Source organism: Shewanella sp. 10N.286.52.A9, from assembly GCF_041468985.1.
GTDB lineage: Bacteria > Pseudomonadota > Gammaproteobacteria > Enterobacterales > Shewanellaceae > Shewanella > Shewanella japonica.
Genome location: NZ_JBFRJQ010000020.1, coordinates 36748 through 50480, shown reverse-complemented (window position 1 = coordinate 50480; position 13733 = coordinate 36748). Strand labels below are relative to the sequence as shown.

Sequence of the window (13733 nt, the reverse complement as noted above, 5' to 3'; positions counted from 1 at the left end):
CGTTATGGCTCGTTTCTTTATCGATCGCCCTATTTTTGCTTGGGTGATCTCAATCTTAATTATGTTGGCAGGGGTCTTAGCGATTAAAGACCTACCTGTCGCACAGTACCCGACGATTGCGCCGCCAACCGTTGAGATTACAGCGTTTTACCCTGGTGCTTCAGCAAAAACCATGGAAGACACGGTAACTCAGGTTATTGAGCAGCGTATGACAGGTATTGACCACTTACGCTATATTTCGTCTAGCAGTGATAGCTTTGGTAATGCGACTATTACCCTAACTTTCAATGCTGAAGCCGATCCAGATATTGCTCAGGTTCAGGTACAAAACAAGTTGCAAGCAGCAATGACTTTGTTACCACAAGAAGTACAGTCGCAAGGGGTTAACGTTGTTAAGTCTAGTGCTGGCTTCTTAATGGTTGCAGCGTTCGTATCTGAAGATGACTCGCTACAAAAGACCGATATTGCCGATTATGTTGCTGCTAACATTCAAGACCCGTTAAGTCGTGTTGCTGGTGTTGGTGAAATTCAGCTTTTCGGTGCGCAATATGCGATGCGAATCTGGCTTGATCCGTTAAAACTAACGCAATACAACTTAACTAGTATTGATGTTATGGCGGCAATTCAAGAGCAGAATGCGCAAATTTCTGCTGGTCAATTAGGTGGTGCGCCATCAATTGCAGGTCAAGAATTGAATGCGACAGTGACGGCGCAAAGTCGTTTGCAAACGCCTGAACAATTCCGTGAGATTATCCTGAAATCTGATTCTTCAGGTGCTAACGTTTATTTGAATGATGTGGCTCGTGTTGAGCTAGGCTCTGAAAGTTATTCGGTTGAGTCTTTCTTCAATGGTAAACCTGCTGCAGGTATTGGTATTCAATTAGCAACAGGTGCAAACGCACTTGAAACTGCTGATAACGTACGTGAAAAACTCGCTGAATTACAAGCTTACTTCCCAGATAGCTTAGAAATTTACTATCCATATGACACGACTCCGTTCGTTGAGAAATCAATTGAAGGAGTGGTTCATACGCTAGTTGAAGCGGTTATCTTAGTGTTCTTGATTATGTATCTGTTCCTACAGAACTTCAGAGCAACATTGATTCCGACAATTGCTGTACCTGTGGTACTGCTGGGTACCTTTGCTATTTTATCGGCCACAGGCTTCTCGATAAACACCTTAACCATGTTTGCGATGGTACTGGCGATTGGTCTACTGGTAGATGACGCCATTGTTGTTGTGGAAAACGTTGAACGGGTTATGTCCGAAGAGGGATTAAGCCCGCTTGAAGCAACCCGTAAATCGATGGATCAGATTACTGGCGCATTGATTGGTATTGGTTTAACCCTATCTGCTGTATTCGTTCCTATGGCATTTATGTCAGGTTCTACGGGTGTGATTTATCGTCAGTTCTCGATTACGATTGTGTCTGCAATGGCGCTATCTGTATTGATTGCGATGATTTTAACCCCAGCATTATGTGCGACGATGCTTAAGCCTATTCCAAAAGGTCATACCCACATTAAAACGGGTTTCTTTGGTTGGTTTAACCGTAACTTTGATAAGTTAACCTCACGTTATGAAGCCAGTGTTGCTGCTATCTTGAAGCGCACAGTTCGTATGATGGGGGTTTATCTTGTATTGGTGATTGCAACGGCATGGATTTTCATGCGTATGCCAACGGCATTCTTACCAGATGAAGACCAAGGTATCTTATTTACTCAAACTATTTTGCCGACTAACTCAACACAAGAAAGCACCATTAAAGTGCTGGAAGAAGTGAGTGACTATTACCTTAATGAAGAAGGTGACACTGTTAAATCTGTATTCAGTGTTGCGGGCTTCAGTTTCGCAGGTTCTGGTCAGAATATGGGTATTTCATTCGTTGGTCTAGAAGATTGGGCTGACCGTACTGAACCTGGCCAAGATGTTCAATCATTGTCAAATCGTGCAATGGGTCGCTTCATGCAAATTAAAGAAGCCTTCATATTTGCATTTGTACCGCCAGCGGTAATTGAGCTAGGTACCTCGAATGGTTTCGATATGTACCTGCAAGATCGTAGTGGTATGGGCCATGAAGCCTTGATTGATGCTCGTAATCAGTTGTTAGGTATGGCTGCACAAAACCCTAACCTAGTTGGTGTTCGTCCTAATGGACAAGAAGATGCACCAATGTACGAGATCCATGTTGACCAAGCTAAAATTCGTGCTTTAGGTGTTGATATTGATAACGTCAACAGCGTACTGGCTACCGCTTATGGTGGGTCGTATGTGAATGACTTTATTGACCGTGGTCGTGTGAAGAAAGTATATGTTCAGGGTGAAGCTGAATACCGTATGCAACCAAGCGACTTAGACAAGTGGTATGTACGAAATGCTGAAGGTGAAATGGTACCATTCTCTGCCTTTACAACAGGTACATGGGAATTTGGTTCACCACAGCTACAACGCTTTAATGGCTTACCTGCAATCAATATCCAAGGTGCGACAATGCCTGGCTATAGTACAGGTGATGCAATGCTAGATTTCGAAGAAATGGTGAAGCAATTACCACCAGGATTCGGTATCGAATGGAACGGTTTATCATACGAAGAAAGATTATCAGGTAACCAAGCGCCAGCGCTCTATGCCTTATCTATCTTAGTTGTATTCTTAGTACTTGCAGCGCTATATGAAAGCTGGTCTGTACCATTTGCGGTTATTCTAGTCGTACCGTTAGGTGTGATTGGTGCACTACTTGCGATGAATGGCCGTGGTTTACCTAATGACGTGTTCTTCCAAGTGGGTCTATTGACGACGGTGGGGCTTGCGACCAAGAATGCGATCTTAATTGTAGAATTCGCTAAAGAATTCTACGAAAAAGGTGCTGGCTTGATTGAAGCAACACTGCATGCGGTGCGTGTACGTTTACGTCCAATCCTAATGACTTCGTTAGCGTTTGGTTTAGGTGTTGTACCACTTGCTATCAGTACCGGCGTAGGTTCAGGTAGTAAGAATGCACTGGGTACAGGTGTACTTGGTGGCATGATGAGCTCAACCTTTATTGGTATCTTCTTAATTCCACTATTCTTCGTTGTGGTAGAGAAAATATTCAGTAAGAAAGAGCGCAAAGGTTACAAGCCGCCAGAAGCGGAAGCACAAACTGAAACATCAGATAAGAGTTAATAAACCCTCTTAACTGGTTCATACTAAAAGCCTGCATCAAGCAGGCTTTTTTATGTCCGAACATAAAATATAACGATACATTGAGCCGCATTGATCTTTAGCATGGGCTATAAACGTAGTTATTAACAGCGAGTCGTTAACTGATAGAAGTGGCCAATACGAGCAATTGATGCAAGTCGTCATTTTTATGAGGGTTAACTGAATAGACATCGGCATATAGGGACAGTAAAGATATGACAAACACACAGCCTGTTAAGTTAATGGTCTTTGGTTTTATGCTGATAGCTGCAATAACAGTATCGAATCAAGTTAACGCTGCGCCGTCGTTAACACACATGGTACAAAACGAACTGGGTGAGCAAGTCAGTTTGAATGAGTTTGAAGGTAAAGTTGTTTATGTGGATTTTTGGTCTTCATGGTGCGGACCTTGCCGTAAGTCGTTTCCGTGGATGAATCAAATGCATGCTAAATATCAACAGCAAGGGTTAGCTGTAGTGGCAATTAATTTAGATGTTGAATTGTCGTTAGCACAGCAGTTTTTACAAGACTTTCCTGCTGAGTTTACCGTTCGTTACGATCCAGATAGTGAGGTCGCAAGGCTATTTGCACTTAAAGGTATGCCAAGCAGTTTTATCTTCAATCGCCAAGGTGAGTTAGTGCAGCAGCATACAGGGTTTAACTTGGATAAACTCGAGCAATATGAACAAGAATTGGTTGAGCTTTTACAACCTAAATAGCTTATAAAGCGATGAGCGAACATAAAAAAACCAGTAACACGAAATATGCTACTGGTTTTTATTTGTCAGCTTAACCTATGTCATTACGGCGTGTAGTAAGTCGCTGCACCTGGGCCTACCGGGAAGCCAAGTACGAACACCCAAAGGAAGAAGAACAAGGTCCAACCGATAAAGAACACGATTGAGTATGGCAACATGGTTGCGATGAGTGTGCCGATACCTAAATCCTTCTTATAGCGACTCGCTACCGCAAGGATAAGCCCGAAGTAACTCATCATTGGGGTAATCAAGTTAGTGACTGAGTCGCCGATTCGGTATGCCGCTTGAATGGTTTCTGGTGCGTAACCCACCAACATCAGCATAGGAACAAAAATCGGCGCTGTCACAGCCCATTGGGCAGAAGCACTACCTAACATTAAGTTAATCACGCCACACAGCATAATAAACAACACAAACACTAAAGGCCCTGTTAAGCCGATACTGCTTAGTGCATCCGCGCCTGTCACGGCAAGCACAGCGCCTAAGTTCGTCCACTTAAAGAAAGCAACAAACTGCGAGGCGAAGAACACAAGAACAATATACATGCCCATGGTGCTCATACTGTGTGACATTGCATTAATCACGTCAGTATCTTTCTTCATTGTGCCGACGACTTTACCGTACACTAGGCCTGGTATTGCAAAACCAATAAAGATGAAAGCGACAATCCCTTTTAAGAAAGGCGAACCAGCAACTAAGCCAGTTTCAGGGTTACGTAAAGCCCCCCAGTCAGGCAAGATAGTGAGCGCTAATAATGCTGAGAAAACCAATACAGAAAGTCCCGCCATTTTTAACGCATATTTTTCAGTTTGAGTGACTTTATCCATCTGCTGTTCAGATAGATCATCTGCAGCCTCAGAGACATCGTATTTGCCTAACTTAGGCTCAACGATTTTTTCAGTCACGATGGCGCCTAGCCCAGTGATTAAGAAGGTCGAGACAAACATGAAGTACCAGTTCACTTCAGGGCCGACGATATAGTCAGGGTCAATCATTTGCGCAGCTGCTTCAGTAATCCCTGATAGCAAAGGATCAACCGTGCCTAATAATAAATTAGCGCTGTAACCGCCAGAAACCCCAGCAAATGCGGCAGCAAGCCCTGCTAATGGATGACGTCCCAGCGAATGGAATATCATGGCTGCCATTGGAATTAGTACCACATATCCCAACTCGGAGGCCGTGTTAGACACGATACCGGCAAACACAATGGTTAAAGTGACAAGGCGTTTTGATGCCCCCATGACCAATAAACGCATTGCTGCGGAAAGTAGACCTGAACGTTCGGCAATCCCCACACCCAGTAGTGCGACTAACACTGTGCCTAATGGGGTAAATCCGGTGAAGTTGGTTACCAAGTTTGAGACGATCATTCTCAAACCTTCAGCATTCATTAGGCTGACAACGTGAATGAGTCCGTCTTCACTTCGGCCTGAACTGCCTATTGGCCTAGGGTCTGCAACGGTGAGTTCGAAGTAACCTGCTATGCCACTGAGTGCGATCACCGCTAAACAGAACATGGCAAATAAGGTGATTGGATGCGGTAATAAATTACCTAAACGTTCAACAATATTAAGAAATTTTACGAAAGCCCCACTTGAAGCGAGATCTTGTGGCGTGTTGCTTGGTGGCGCCCCGTTGTTAGGCGGCGTGGTATTTGATGGAGTAACGGACATGATCTTCCCTTTAGCTTGGCTTATTTATTATGAGTTTGAGATTTTGCCAACTTACAGACTAGCTGATAAATTTTAAATTAAGCTTAATTTAACGATGAAACAGTTGATAAATAATACTTAACAACAGTTATTCAATCAACGCAACGTAATGACAACTCATTTTAATTGAAATTGGTATTTAAACCATGATTTTTTTGTAAGAGGGTATAAAAAACACCCACTGCTGTTTTGAGTTAGCTTTATGTTTTTAAATAATAAAAAAAACAAACGATATTTTTTGTTCATGATTTTATTGCTTAATCAGTATTTCGTCGTAGCTATTTGTAAAGCATTCATTTTGTAAGGTTTTAACCCTTATTTTTGTCAGGTTTTAGCCAAGGTTGTGAAAAAATGACTAATAAAAAAACACCTTCATTGTATTACTAAGATGAACTTTGTACTGAAATATGGCTATTATGGGGAAGTGATAGCAGTAAGCCTTACGCTTTAGTGGGGCGATTCGATATTAAAAAGTGGCAAGAAATTTACTGCTTAAACAAACTAAAATAATGTGATTTATTAGATAATTATAAGAAAATGAATAAAATTGTGTGTGTAATTTACAAGGCTGTTGTGACATATGCCATTGCTGCGTTGTGTGGTAGTGCACTGGCTGATCCTAACAGTGCATATCTTCCAGAACCTAAGGCTGTGATAAAAGCCAAAGTGTCAATGCAAGCTAACGATGCCAATGATGAAGTCATTACATTAAAACCGCAAAAAACGCTTTCGCCTTCAGTTGTGGATAACACAGATATTGTTGCTGATATCCAAGATCAAGCTATCGTCAAAACCAAAGCACAAAAACAATTACAACCATCCCTAGCTCAACATAAGCCGACTCGGGTGTCAGTGCCTCAAGTTGCATTAAGCAATCAAGATAAACCTAAGTCACGACAAGTTTTGTTAGCGCCCATTGTGGTGCTGCCAGCAGAAGATGATAATCAAGATGTTGAAAGCCGCTTACACTTAAAACCTAAAAAGCAGCAAGTACTCCATCCGGCTGTTGTGGCACTGCCTGATGAATCACCTAAACCTATGCTAGTGCTGCAACCTAAAGTTATCGCCCAACCAGCGGTGGTCGTTGCCCCATCTTCGCCCAGTAAATCAGTGAGCAAGCCTAAATGGGTTAAACCATCAAAAACCGCTTCTTTTTCCGATCAAAGCCTTAATACCGGTAATAAACCCAAACGTAAAATCTACCAATATGAGCAGGGTGGGATTACGACGTTCTCAAATATTGTGCCTGACTCAGCGGACTTTGAAGTCTTACTTTACGACTGTTTTGCTTGCCAAGTGAACTCACAAGTTGATTGGCATCGTATTCCCTTATTCGCTTCTAAACACAGCGACTTTGTCAGCGATGCTGCCGAGCAGTTTGACTTGGATCCTGCTTTGATACGGGCAGTGATCCATGCGGAATCTGCATTTAATGCCAAAGCGCGCTCAAAAGTGGGGGCGATAGGGTTAATGCAATTGATGCCAGCAACGGCAAAAGAGTTAGGTGTCAGTGATGCCTATGATATTAAACAAAATATTTGGGGGGGCAGTCAGTATTTAGCGTATTTACTTAAACGCTTCGATAACGATATTGATTTAGCCTGTGCTGCCTATAATGCTGGACCGACAACAGTGACGAAATACCAAGGAATACCGCCTTATCCTGAAACCCAAGCCTATGTAGAGCGAGTCAAAATACTCTTAAAACGTTACCGCACTGCACTGCAAAGTTAGAGGAAACTATGAAAAAAACATTACAATTAACCCCTATGGCCGCTGCATTGTCTGGGCTCATATCATTATTCAGTTTAGGCGCGAGCGCTACGCCAGCGCCTTCGCAAGAAGACTTACGTTTATATGATATTGCTGAGGCGCCGCAGGCAAGCAGATTGCATAACGATGTCGCTAAGCTAGTCAGCTTCGGTACTCGACATACTTTATCTGAAACCGAATCTGATACTCGTGGGATTGGTGCTGCAAGGCGTTGGATTAAATCTGAGTTTGAGCGAATTTCTGCAGACTGTGGCGGTTGTCTTGAAGTCGTTATGGTAGGGGAAACCGTATCTGGAAAACGGATTCCCGAACCGACCGAAGTGGTCAATGTATTTGCCATTCAACGTGGCAAAACTGACCCTAATCGAGTCGTCATGATGAGTGGCGATATTGATTCGAGGGTAACCGAACCGATGAACTCTACCTCAGACTCTCCTGGGGCAAATGATAATGCTTCAGGCGTTGCTGGTGCACTAGAAGCGGCTCGAGTGTTATCAAAGTATCAGTTTAACGGCACCATTGTTTATGCAGCACTGTCTGGTGAAGAGCAAGGTCTATATGGCGGTGATGTGTTAATCAATTATGCCAACAAGCATGACTGGCAAATTCAGGCTGTCTTGAATAACGACATGATTGGTAATATTGCTGGTATTAACGGGGTGATAAACAATTCAACGGTTAGGGTTTTTTCGGAAGGCGTCAGAATTGCTGAAACGAAAGAAGAAGCCAAAGAGCGTTATTTTAGCGGCGGAGAGAATGATTCTGCGTCGCGTAATTTAGCTCGAAATATTAAAGCCTTGGTTGATCAATATATGACAAATTTAGATGTTATGTTGGTATACCGTCTTGACCGCTTTGGTCGCGGTGGACATCATTTACCGTTTAATAAAGCTGGCTTACCCGCTGTACGTGTAATGGAAACTAACGAACATTATGATCGCCAACATCAAGATTTACGCACCGAAAATGGCATTGAATACGGTGATGTGATTGAAGGTGTCGACTTTGATTTTAATGCCAAACTGACCGGATTGAATGCCATTAGTCTAGCCTCTATGGCATGGGCGCCAGCACCGCCAACAAAGGTGAGTATTAAGGGGCAAGTCTCGGCGAATACGACCCTAAGCTGGGCAAGTGCGGATGATGATACCATTGCGGGATACCGTGTTTATTGGCGCCTTACCACAGAGCCTGAATGGACTCATAGTCGCTATGTGGGAGACGTGAATGAATTTTTGTTAAAAAACATGGTCATAGATAACTACCTATACGGTGTTGCAGCTGTGGGTAAAAATGGTAATAGCAGTCCAGTCGTGTTTCCGGGGGCTGCAGGTGCCTATTTTGATTAGTGTGACATGAGCTTGTTAATGTAAATGGAGAGATAGATGCGGAAAAGGATGCTGTTTATATGTCTACTAATGCCAATGATGATGACAGGATGTTCGTCTCGGTCTGCGTCAAATGCTGGTTGTGACTTTGTCACAGGAGCATACGGGAATGCTAAAGACAGAGAGGAGAGGGAATCGCGATCTCACCATGTGTCTTCTAGTGATAACAATAAACAAGATGCGGCAGTCGGCCTTTTTAGTGCCATGTTTGGTGCACTGAGCCGCGCATTGAATAATGATGAATCTAGTTGTATTTAGTGCAGGTATTTAGCTTTTGTAAGTCGCTCTTTATATAGCCGCTCTTTATATAGCCGCTTTTTATATAGCAGCTTAGTTTAACTGGCTCGAAGTATTAAAGCCCATGTACTCTCTTTTATTACAAAGAGCGACATGGGCTTTTATATGAAGGCACAATTCACTAAATGAACTGGCCTAAATGATTGTTTGCAGGCCCTGTTAATCTAGATTGTTTTAGTGCCCTATTCTGGTACTTCTAGCTTAACCACGGTCTTACCGCCGCTTTGCCCTAAGCATCGCTCTAAGTAATCCAAGGTTTCTTTTGCTGCAATATCTAACTGCCAAGGCGGATTAATAATCCATAATCCAGCTGCAGTCATACCAAAAGCATCGCTGTCAGGTGTAATGGATTGCTCAATTCGCAATTGATTTTTAATGCCACTATCTGCCAATATTTTCAACATGGCCTCTGTTTGCGCTCTATCCACAACAGGATACCAAAGCATGTAAACCCCAGTGGCAAAACGTTTGTGAGCCTTAATGATTGCATTGGCGACATCTTGATAGTCTGTTTTGATTTCATAACTTGGATCAATTAGCGCAACACCACGACGTTCAAGTGGCGGTACAGCCGCTATTAAGCCTTTAAGACCATCACCTTTTACAACTCGAATATGGCGGTCATTGGCAAATTGTTCATCAAGGGAAGCGAAGTCAGTACCGTGTAGCTCATGTAATACCATGCGGTCTTTTTCGCGCATATTCATGTCAACAAATGCTGGTGAGCCTGGGTAAAAAGCTAGTTCTTCTTCACCTTGATTAAAATGTTTTACATCATCAACATATTGCTGCAAAGGCTCAGGTAAGTCGTCTTTGCCCCACAGTTTGGCGACACCATCTAAATACTCGCCCGTTTTTTTTGAAAACTCATCGGTAAGAGCATAGCCGCCAGCACCCGCATGGCTATCAATGTAAGCCATAGGCTTATGTTTTTTGTGCATAAGTTTAAGTACTTGCAGCAACATAGTGTGCTTGAGTACATCAGCATAATTGCCAGCATGGTAACCGTGACGGTAACTTAACATGAGAATGTCCGAATATGAGTAAGCAGTAAAACTGCAAGATGGACACATTATAGGGGCTAAGTCATAGCAGGTATAGGTATTCACTGTTGCAGGCTTTTGGCATAATAGGCTTGAGTCTCATAAATACTGGAAATACTTTTGCACATACCAATGTTTTTTAATCAGCAATATCCGTCACTGGTCGATATTAGTGAACGTTGGGGATTGGAATGGGATAAAGCCGCGTTATTTGAACTGCGCTTTGAACACAACACCTTAAGTTTGCATAAACGTGATGAGCCAAAGCTAGATGGTATTAGTGTAGATTTTGTTTCTGGTGCCGTCGCACACCGTCGTAAATTTGGTGGTGGCCGTGGGCAAACGATTGCTAAAGCTGTGGGCTTAAAGCAAGGGATTAGTCCCACAGTGGTCGATGGTACGGCGGGCTTAGGTCGTGATGCATTTGTATTAGCCAGTTTGGGTTGTAAAGTGATTATGGTAGAGCGTCACCCCGTAGTAGCTGCGTTACTTGAAGATGGTTTACGCCGAGCGTATGAAGATGCTGAAATTGGTGAATGGATGCAACAACGAATGAGCTTATTTCATGGGTCGAGTATTGAAGCTCTGGCCGATGCTGCGGCGGCATCGGGTGAAGAAATTGATGTGGTTTACCTTGACCCAATGTATCCTCATCGTGAAAAATCAGCATTGGTTAAAAAAGAGATGCGTGTGTTTCAAACCCTTGTTGGCGCAGACTTAGATGCTGATGCTCTATTAACACCTGCGCAAGCGTTGGCGACAAAAAGAGTTGTGGTTAAACGCCCAGATTACGCGGAAGACCTTGATGGAGTGAAACCCAGTATGGTGCTCGCGCAGAAGAAAAATCGCTTTGATGTTTACGTCAAAGCGGCGATGAAGGCAGGGTAACGTGCTTTCTAGCGTGCTCGATGCATTGCCTATTCGCCGTTCAAGATTGACTTAATATCACACCCTCTCTTAGTCAGTGATGGCATTGATTATCACTGATGTTAAGACTTACCCCTTACCCCTTATTTAGGCTACTAGCCGCCCAGCACATTAAGTAATAGCGATTGCCGACACAGCGAGTATGACAAATAACCCAGCGGTGATTTGGCGTATCAGTTTTAACGGCAGCTTGTCTGCTGACAGTTTACCAATGATCACCACTGGCACATTGGCAAGTAACATACCTATGGTAGTGCCTAGCACCACCATCAATAATGCATCGGCATATTGAGCGCCTAATATTGATGTCGCTATTTGTGTTTTATCACCTATTTCAGCAATAAAAAATGCGATAAAGCTAGCTACGAATGGCCCTCTATTTGACACTTTCTCATCATCATCGAGCTTATCTGGTACTAAAATCCATCCAGCCATAGCAATAAAACTGGCAAAAAGAACCCATTTAAGCATTGTTGGAGTGATGATATCGGCAATGATGACACCTAAATAGGCAGCCAAGGCATGATTTGCAATAGTGGCTAAAAATATCGCTGCAATTATAGGGATAGGTTTACGGTACCGACTGGCAAGCAGTAATGATAATAGTTGAGTCTTATCACCAATTTCGGCTAATGCGACTGTGGTAATTGATATGGCAAGTACGCTCAAGAGGCTCTCTTTTTAGAGGTGGGGAAAATTAACAACCAAGACAACACTCGCTCCCCACCTCGGGTTGCGATTGTTGTCTATGGTCTCACTCAGCTCTGTGGTGACAAAGCCTTGAACGCCATGATGATTTTGCATCAATTATGTTGACGAACAAACCAACTTATTTAAAGGCTGTTTAAATGAGTGGCAAGTTACTCCCCAAAGACAGCGGCATTGTAAAGATTGTCAGCGTTCTTTTCAAGTTAGCGTTTGCTAAATAACGGCCGAAGTCGCGCCATTATTGGCTTTATCGACTCGGTAGCTTTCTTCGTTATGTTATCTATGTCATTGGTTTAAAAGGATGGTGTTGAAATAGTTTGATAATCAAGTTAAATTCTAAAGAATACTTTGATTGTCAAACTATAGGTGCCAGCGTGCGATTTACTACAGAACATCAACATGACTTTTGTGCCCAACAAAGTTCCGGTGAAAAGAGAACCCTCTACGTATTGATATTGACTGTGACGGCGATGGTGGTTGAGATCATTGCTGGCACAGTATATGGCTCTATGGCTTTGTTAGCTGACGGTTGGCATATGGGCACCCATGCCGCCGCTTTTTGCATTACATTGTTTGCTTACCGTTATGCTAGGAAACATGCCAATTCTGATAAGTTTTCATTTGGGGCTGGTAAGGTGAGTGTTTTAGGCGGGTACACCAGTGCGATTGTACTTGGTGTGGTGGCACTATTAATGATGGTGGAATCAATTAATCGTTTATTTAACCCACATGAGATTCATTTTAACGAAGCTATTATGGTGGCTTTTATTGGTTTAGCGGTTAATGTGGCAAGTATTTTTTTGTTAGGTGATCATCACCATCATGATCATTCGCACGGCCATTCTCACGGTCATTCTCATGCCCATGACCACACATCACATTCTCATTCCCATGAGCACCATCATGAACAGCATGCACACGGTCATCATCACGCATCAGGTGAAAAACACCATGACCATAATCTACGGGCGGCTTACATGCATGTGTTAGCAGATGCATTAACCTCTGTTTTGGCGATAGTGGCGTTGGTGTTCGGTAAGTTTTATGGGTGGCATTGGCTTGATGCTGTGATGGGGATGGTGGGTGCAATTGTGATTACTAAATGGACGCTAGGATTAATGAAGCAAACTAGTCCTGTGTTATTAGATGAGAGTATTGATGCTGAATATAAACAGCAAATTGAACAGGCATTAGCCCCTTATGCTGATGTCAAAGACATGCATGTTTGGAAGGTCAGTGGTCATCATTATTCGGCGGCGATAACATTAGTTGCCAAACAAACAACTTATTCTTTGCATGAATATAAGACCTTATTAAATCAGTTTGATAAAATCCATCACTTGACACTTGAAGTACACCCTATGAGATAAGCGATGCCAAATACTGAACTGCTAAATCAAACCATTACTGAATTTTATGACAAGATGTCCTCTTGGGAGCAATCGGTTGTAAAAGAGACTGGCTACAGTTTAGCTCAGACTCACACTATAGAAGTGTTGGGAAACTTTGGCGCGTTAAGAATGAATGCATTAGCGCAAAAACTGGGGATCACCACAGGTACGTTAACTGTACAAGTCGATAAATTAGTGAAGCTTGGGCTGATGGTACGTTGTGCTGATCCTAAAGATGGTCGAGCCACATTATTGAACTTAACCGAGGAGGGCCTGGCAATTCATCGCCAGCACCATCAGCTACATGTCGAGTTAATGCAAGATTTAACCTTAGAGATGTCTCCGTCAGAGGCTGAAACCTTGATATCTGCTATGCAAAAAATGAATAAATTATTTTAAAAACTGTTAACTAGGCACTTCGTTATTAATGTAACTAAAGGTAACATTATCCCCATACAATCAATGCTTTAATCTAGACGTATTATCATGTTACCCTGCTGGCAAGCATAATACGAAAGGATGATAAAATTGGGGCGGTATATGGATGTATTG

11 protein-coding genes are annotated in these 13733 nt (G+C 42.8%); 8 read left to right on the top strand and 3 right to left on the bottom strand.

Going from position 1 to position 13733, the window contains the following annotated elements; genetic code table 11:
• Positions 1-4 precede the first annotated feature (4 nt).
• Positions 5-3166 (top strand): efflux RND transporter permease subunit, encoded by a 3162-nt coding sequence (locus AB4128_RS14915; RefSeq protein WP_372038168.1) that lies wholly within the window; start codon positions 5-7, stop codon positions 3164-3166.
• 275 nt (positions 3167-3441) lie between these two features.
• Positions 3442-3903, top strand: coding sequence for a TlpA disulfide reductase family protein (locus AB4128_RS14910; RefSeq protein WP_192023106.1), 462 nt, complete (start codon positions 3442-3444; stop codon positions 3901-3903).
• Positions 3904-3986: 83 nt separating this feature from the next.
• Here AB4128_RS14910 and AB4128_RS14905 read toward each other — a convergent pair whose 3' ends face one another.
• Positions 3987-5615 (bottom strand): AbgT family transporter, encoded by a 1629-nt coding sequence (locus AB4128_RS14905; protein WP_055026392.1) that lies wholly within the window; start codon positions 5613-5615, stop codon positions 3987-3989.
• A 612-nt stretch (positions 5616-6227) separates the two neighbouring features.
• On the opposite strand from AB4128_RS14905, the gene AB4128_RS14900 reads away from it, so the two are divergent.
• The 3 genes from AB4128_RS14900 to AB4128_RS14890 are packed head-to-tail and all read left to right on the top strand — an operon-like array spanning position 6228 to position 9073.
• The gene (locus AB4128_RS14900) at positions 6228-7388 is read left to right on the top strand and encodes a lytic transglycosylase domain-containing protein (RefSeq protein ID WP_372038166.1); all 1161 of its coding nucleotides are present in this window, start codon (positions 6228-6230) and stop codon (positions 7386-7388) included.
• Positions 7389-7396: 8 nt separating this feature from the next.
• Complete coding sequence (locus AB4128_RS14895) at positions 7397-8776, top strand: M28 family peptidase (RefSeq protein WP_372038165.1); 1380 nt, start codon at positions 7397-7399, stop codon at positions 8774-8776.
• A 36-nt stretch (positions 8777-8812) separates the two neighbouring features.
• Complete coding sequence (locus AB4128_RS14890) at positions 8813-9073, top strand: hypothetical protein (protein WP_372038164.1); 261 nt, start codon at positions 8813-8815, stop codon at positions 9071-9073.
• A gap of 221 nt (positions 9074-9294) precedes the next feature.
• Here the strand turns inward: AB4128_RS14890 and AB4128_RS14885 are convergent, their stop codons facing one another.
• The gene (locus AB4128_RS14885; RefSeq protein WP_119968091.1) at positions 9295-10137 is read right to left on the bottom strand and encodes a 23S rRNA (adenine(2030)-N(6))-methyltransferase RlmJ; all 843 of its coding nucleotides are present in this window, start codon (positions 10135-10137) and stop codon (positions 9295-9297) included.
• A gap of 150 nt (positions 10138-10287) precedes the next feature.
• Between AB4128_RS14885 and AB4128_RS14880 the strand changes: the two genes are divergently transcribed.
• Positions 10288-11043, top strand: coding sequence for a class I SAM-dependent methyltransferase (locus tag AB4128_RS14880; RefSeq protein WP_055026389.1), 756 nt, complete (start codon positions 10288-10290; stop codon positions 11041-11043).
• Between the two features lie 150 nt (positions 11044-11193).
• On the opposite strand, the gene AB4128_RS14875 is transcribed toward AB4128_RS14880, so the two are convergent.
• Positions 11194-11751 carry a TMEM165/GDT1 family protein gene (locus AB4128_RS14875; protein WP_065110242.1) on the bottom strand — a complete coding sequence of 186 codons (558 nt, stop codon included), beginning with the start codon at positions 11749-11751 and terminating at the stop codon, positions 11194-11196.
• A gap of 413 nt (positions 11752-12164) precedes the next feature.
• Here AB4128_RS14875 and dmeF point away from each other — a divergent pair, with 413 nt between their 5' ends.
• Both dmeF and AB4128_RS14865 read left to right on the top strand, forming a co-directional pair.
• Entirely contained in the window at positions 12165-13160 is a 996-nt protein-coding gene (gene dmeF / locus AB4128_RS14870; protein WP_372038163.1) for a CDF family Co(II)/Ni(II) efflux transporter DmeF, read from the top strand.
• A gap of 3 nt (positions 13161-13163) precedes the next feature.
• Positions 13164-13580: a MarR family winged helix-turn-helix transcriptional regulator gene (locus tag AB4128_RS14865; protein ID WP_055026387.1), complete on the top strand. Its 417-nt coding sequence runs from the start codon at positions 13164-13166 to the stop codon at positions 13578-13580.
• Positions 13581-13733: the final 153 nt, after the last annotated feature.

Bases quoted from the DNA above. Each gene is read 5' to 3' on its own strand.
- AB4128_RS14915 (WP_372038168.1), top strand. From the start codon at position 5: ATGGCTCGTTTCTTTATCGATCGCCCTATTTTTGCTTGGGTGATCTCA.
- AB4128_RS14880 (WP_055026389.1), top strand. From the start codon at position 10,288: ATGTTTTTTAATCAGCAATATCCGTCACTGGTCGATATTAGTGAACGT.
- AB4128_RS14895 (WP_372038165.1), top strand. From the start codon at position 7,397: ATGAAAAAAACATTACAATTAACCCCTATGGCCGCTGCATTGTCTGGG.
- AB4128_RS14890 (WP_372038164.1), top strand. From the start codon at position 8,813: ATGCGGAAAAGGATGCTGTTTATATGTCTACTAATGCCAATGATGATG.
- AB4128_RS14865 (WP_055026387.1), top strand. From the start codon at position 13,164: ATGCCAAATACTGAACTGCTAAATCAAACCATTACTGAATTTTATGAC.
- AB4128_RS14910 (WP_192023106.1), top strand. From the start codon at position 3,442: ATGCTGATAGCTGCAATAACAGTATCGAATCAAGTTAACGCTGCGCCG.
- AB4128_RS14885 (WP_119968091.1), bottom strand. From the start codon at position 10,137: ATGTTAAGTTACCGTCACGGTTACCATGCTGGCAATTATGCTGATGTA.
- AB4128_RS14905 (WP_055026392.1), bottom strand. From the start codon at position 5,615: ATGTCCGTTACTCCATCAAATACCACGCCGCCTAACAACGGGGCGCCA.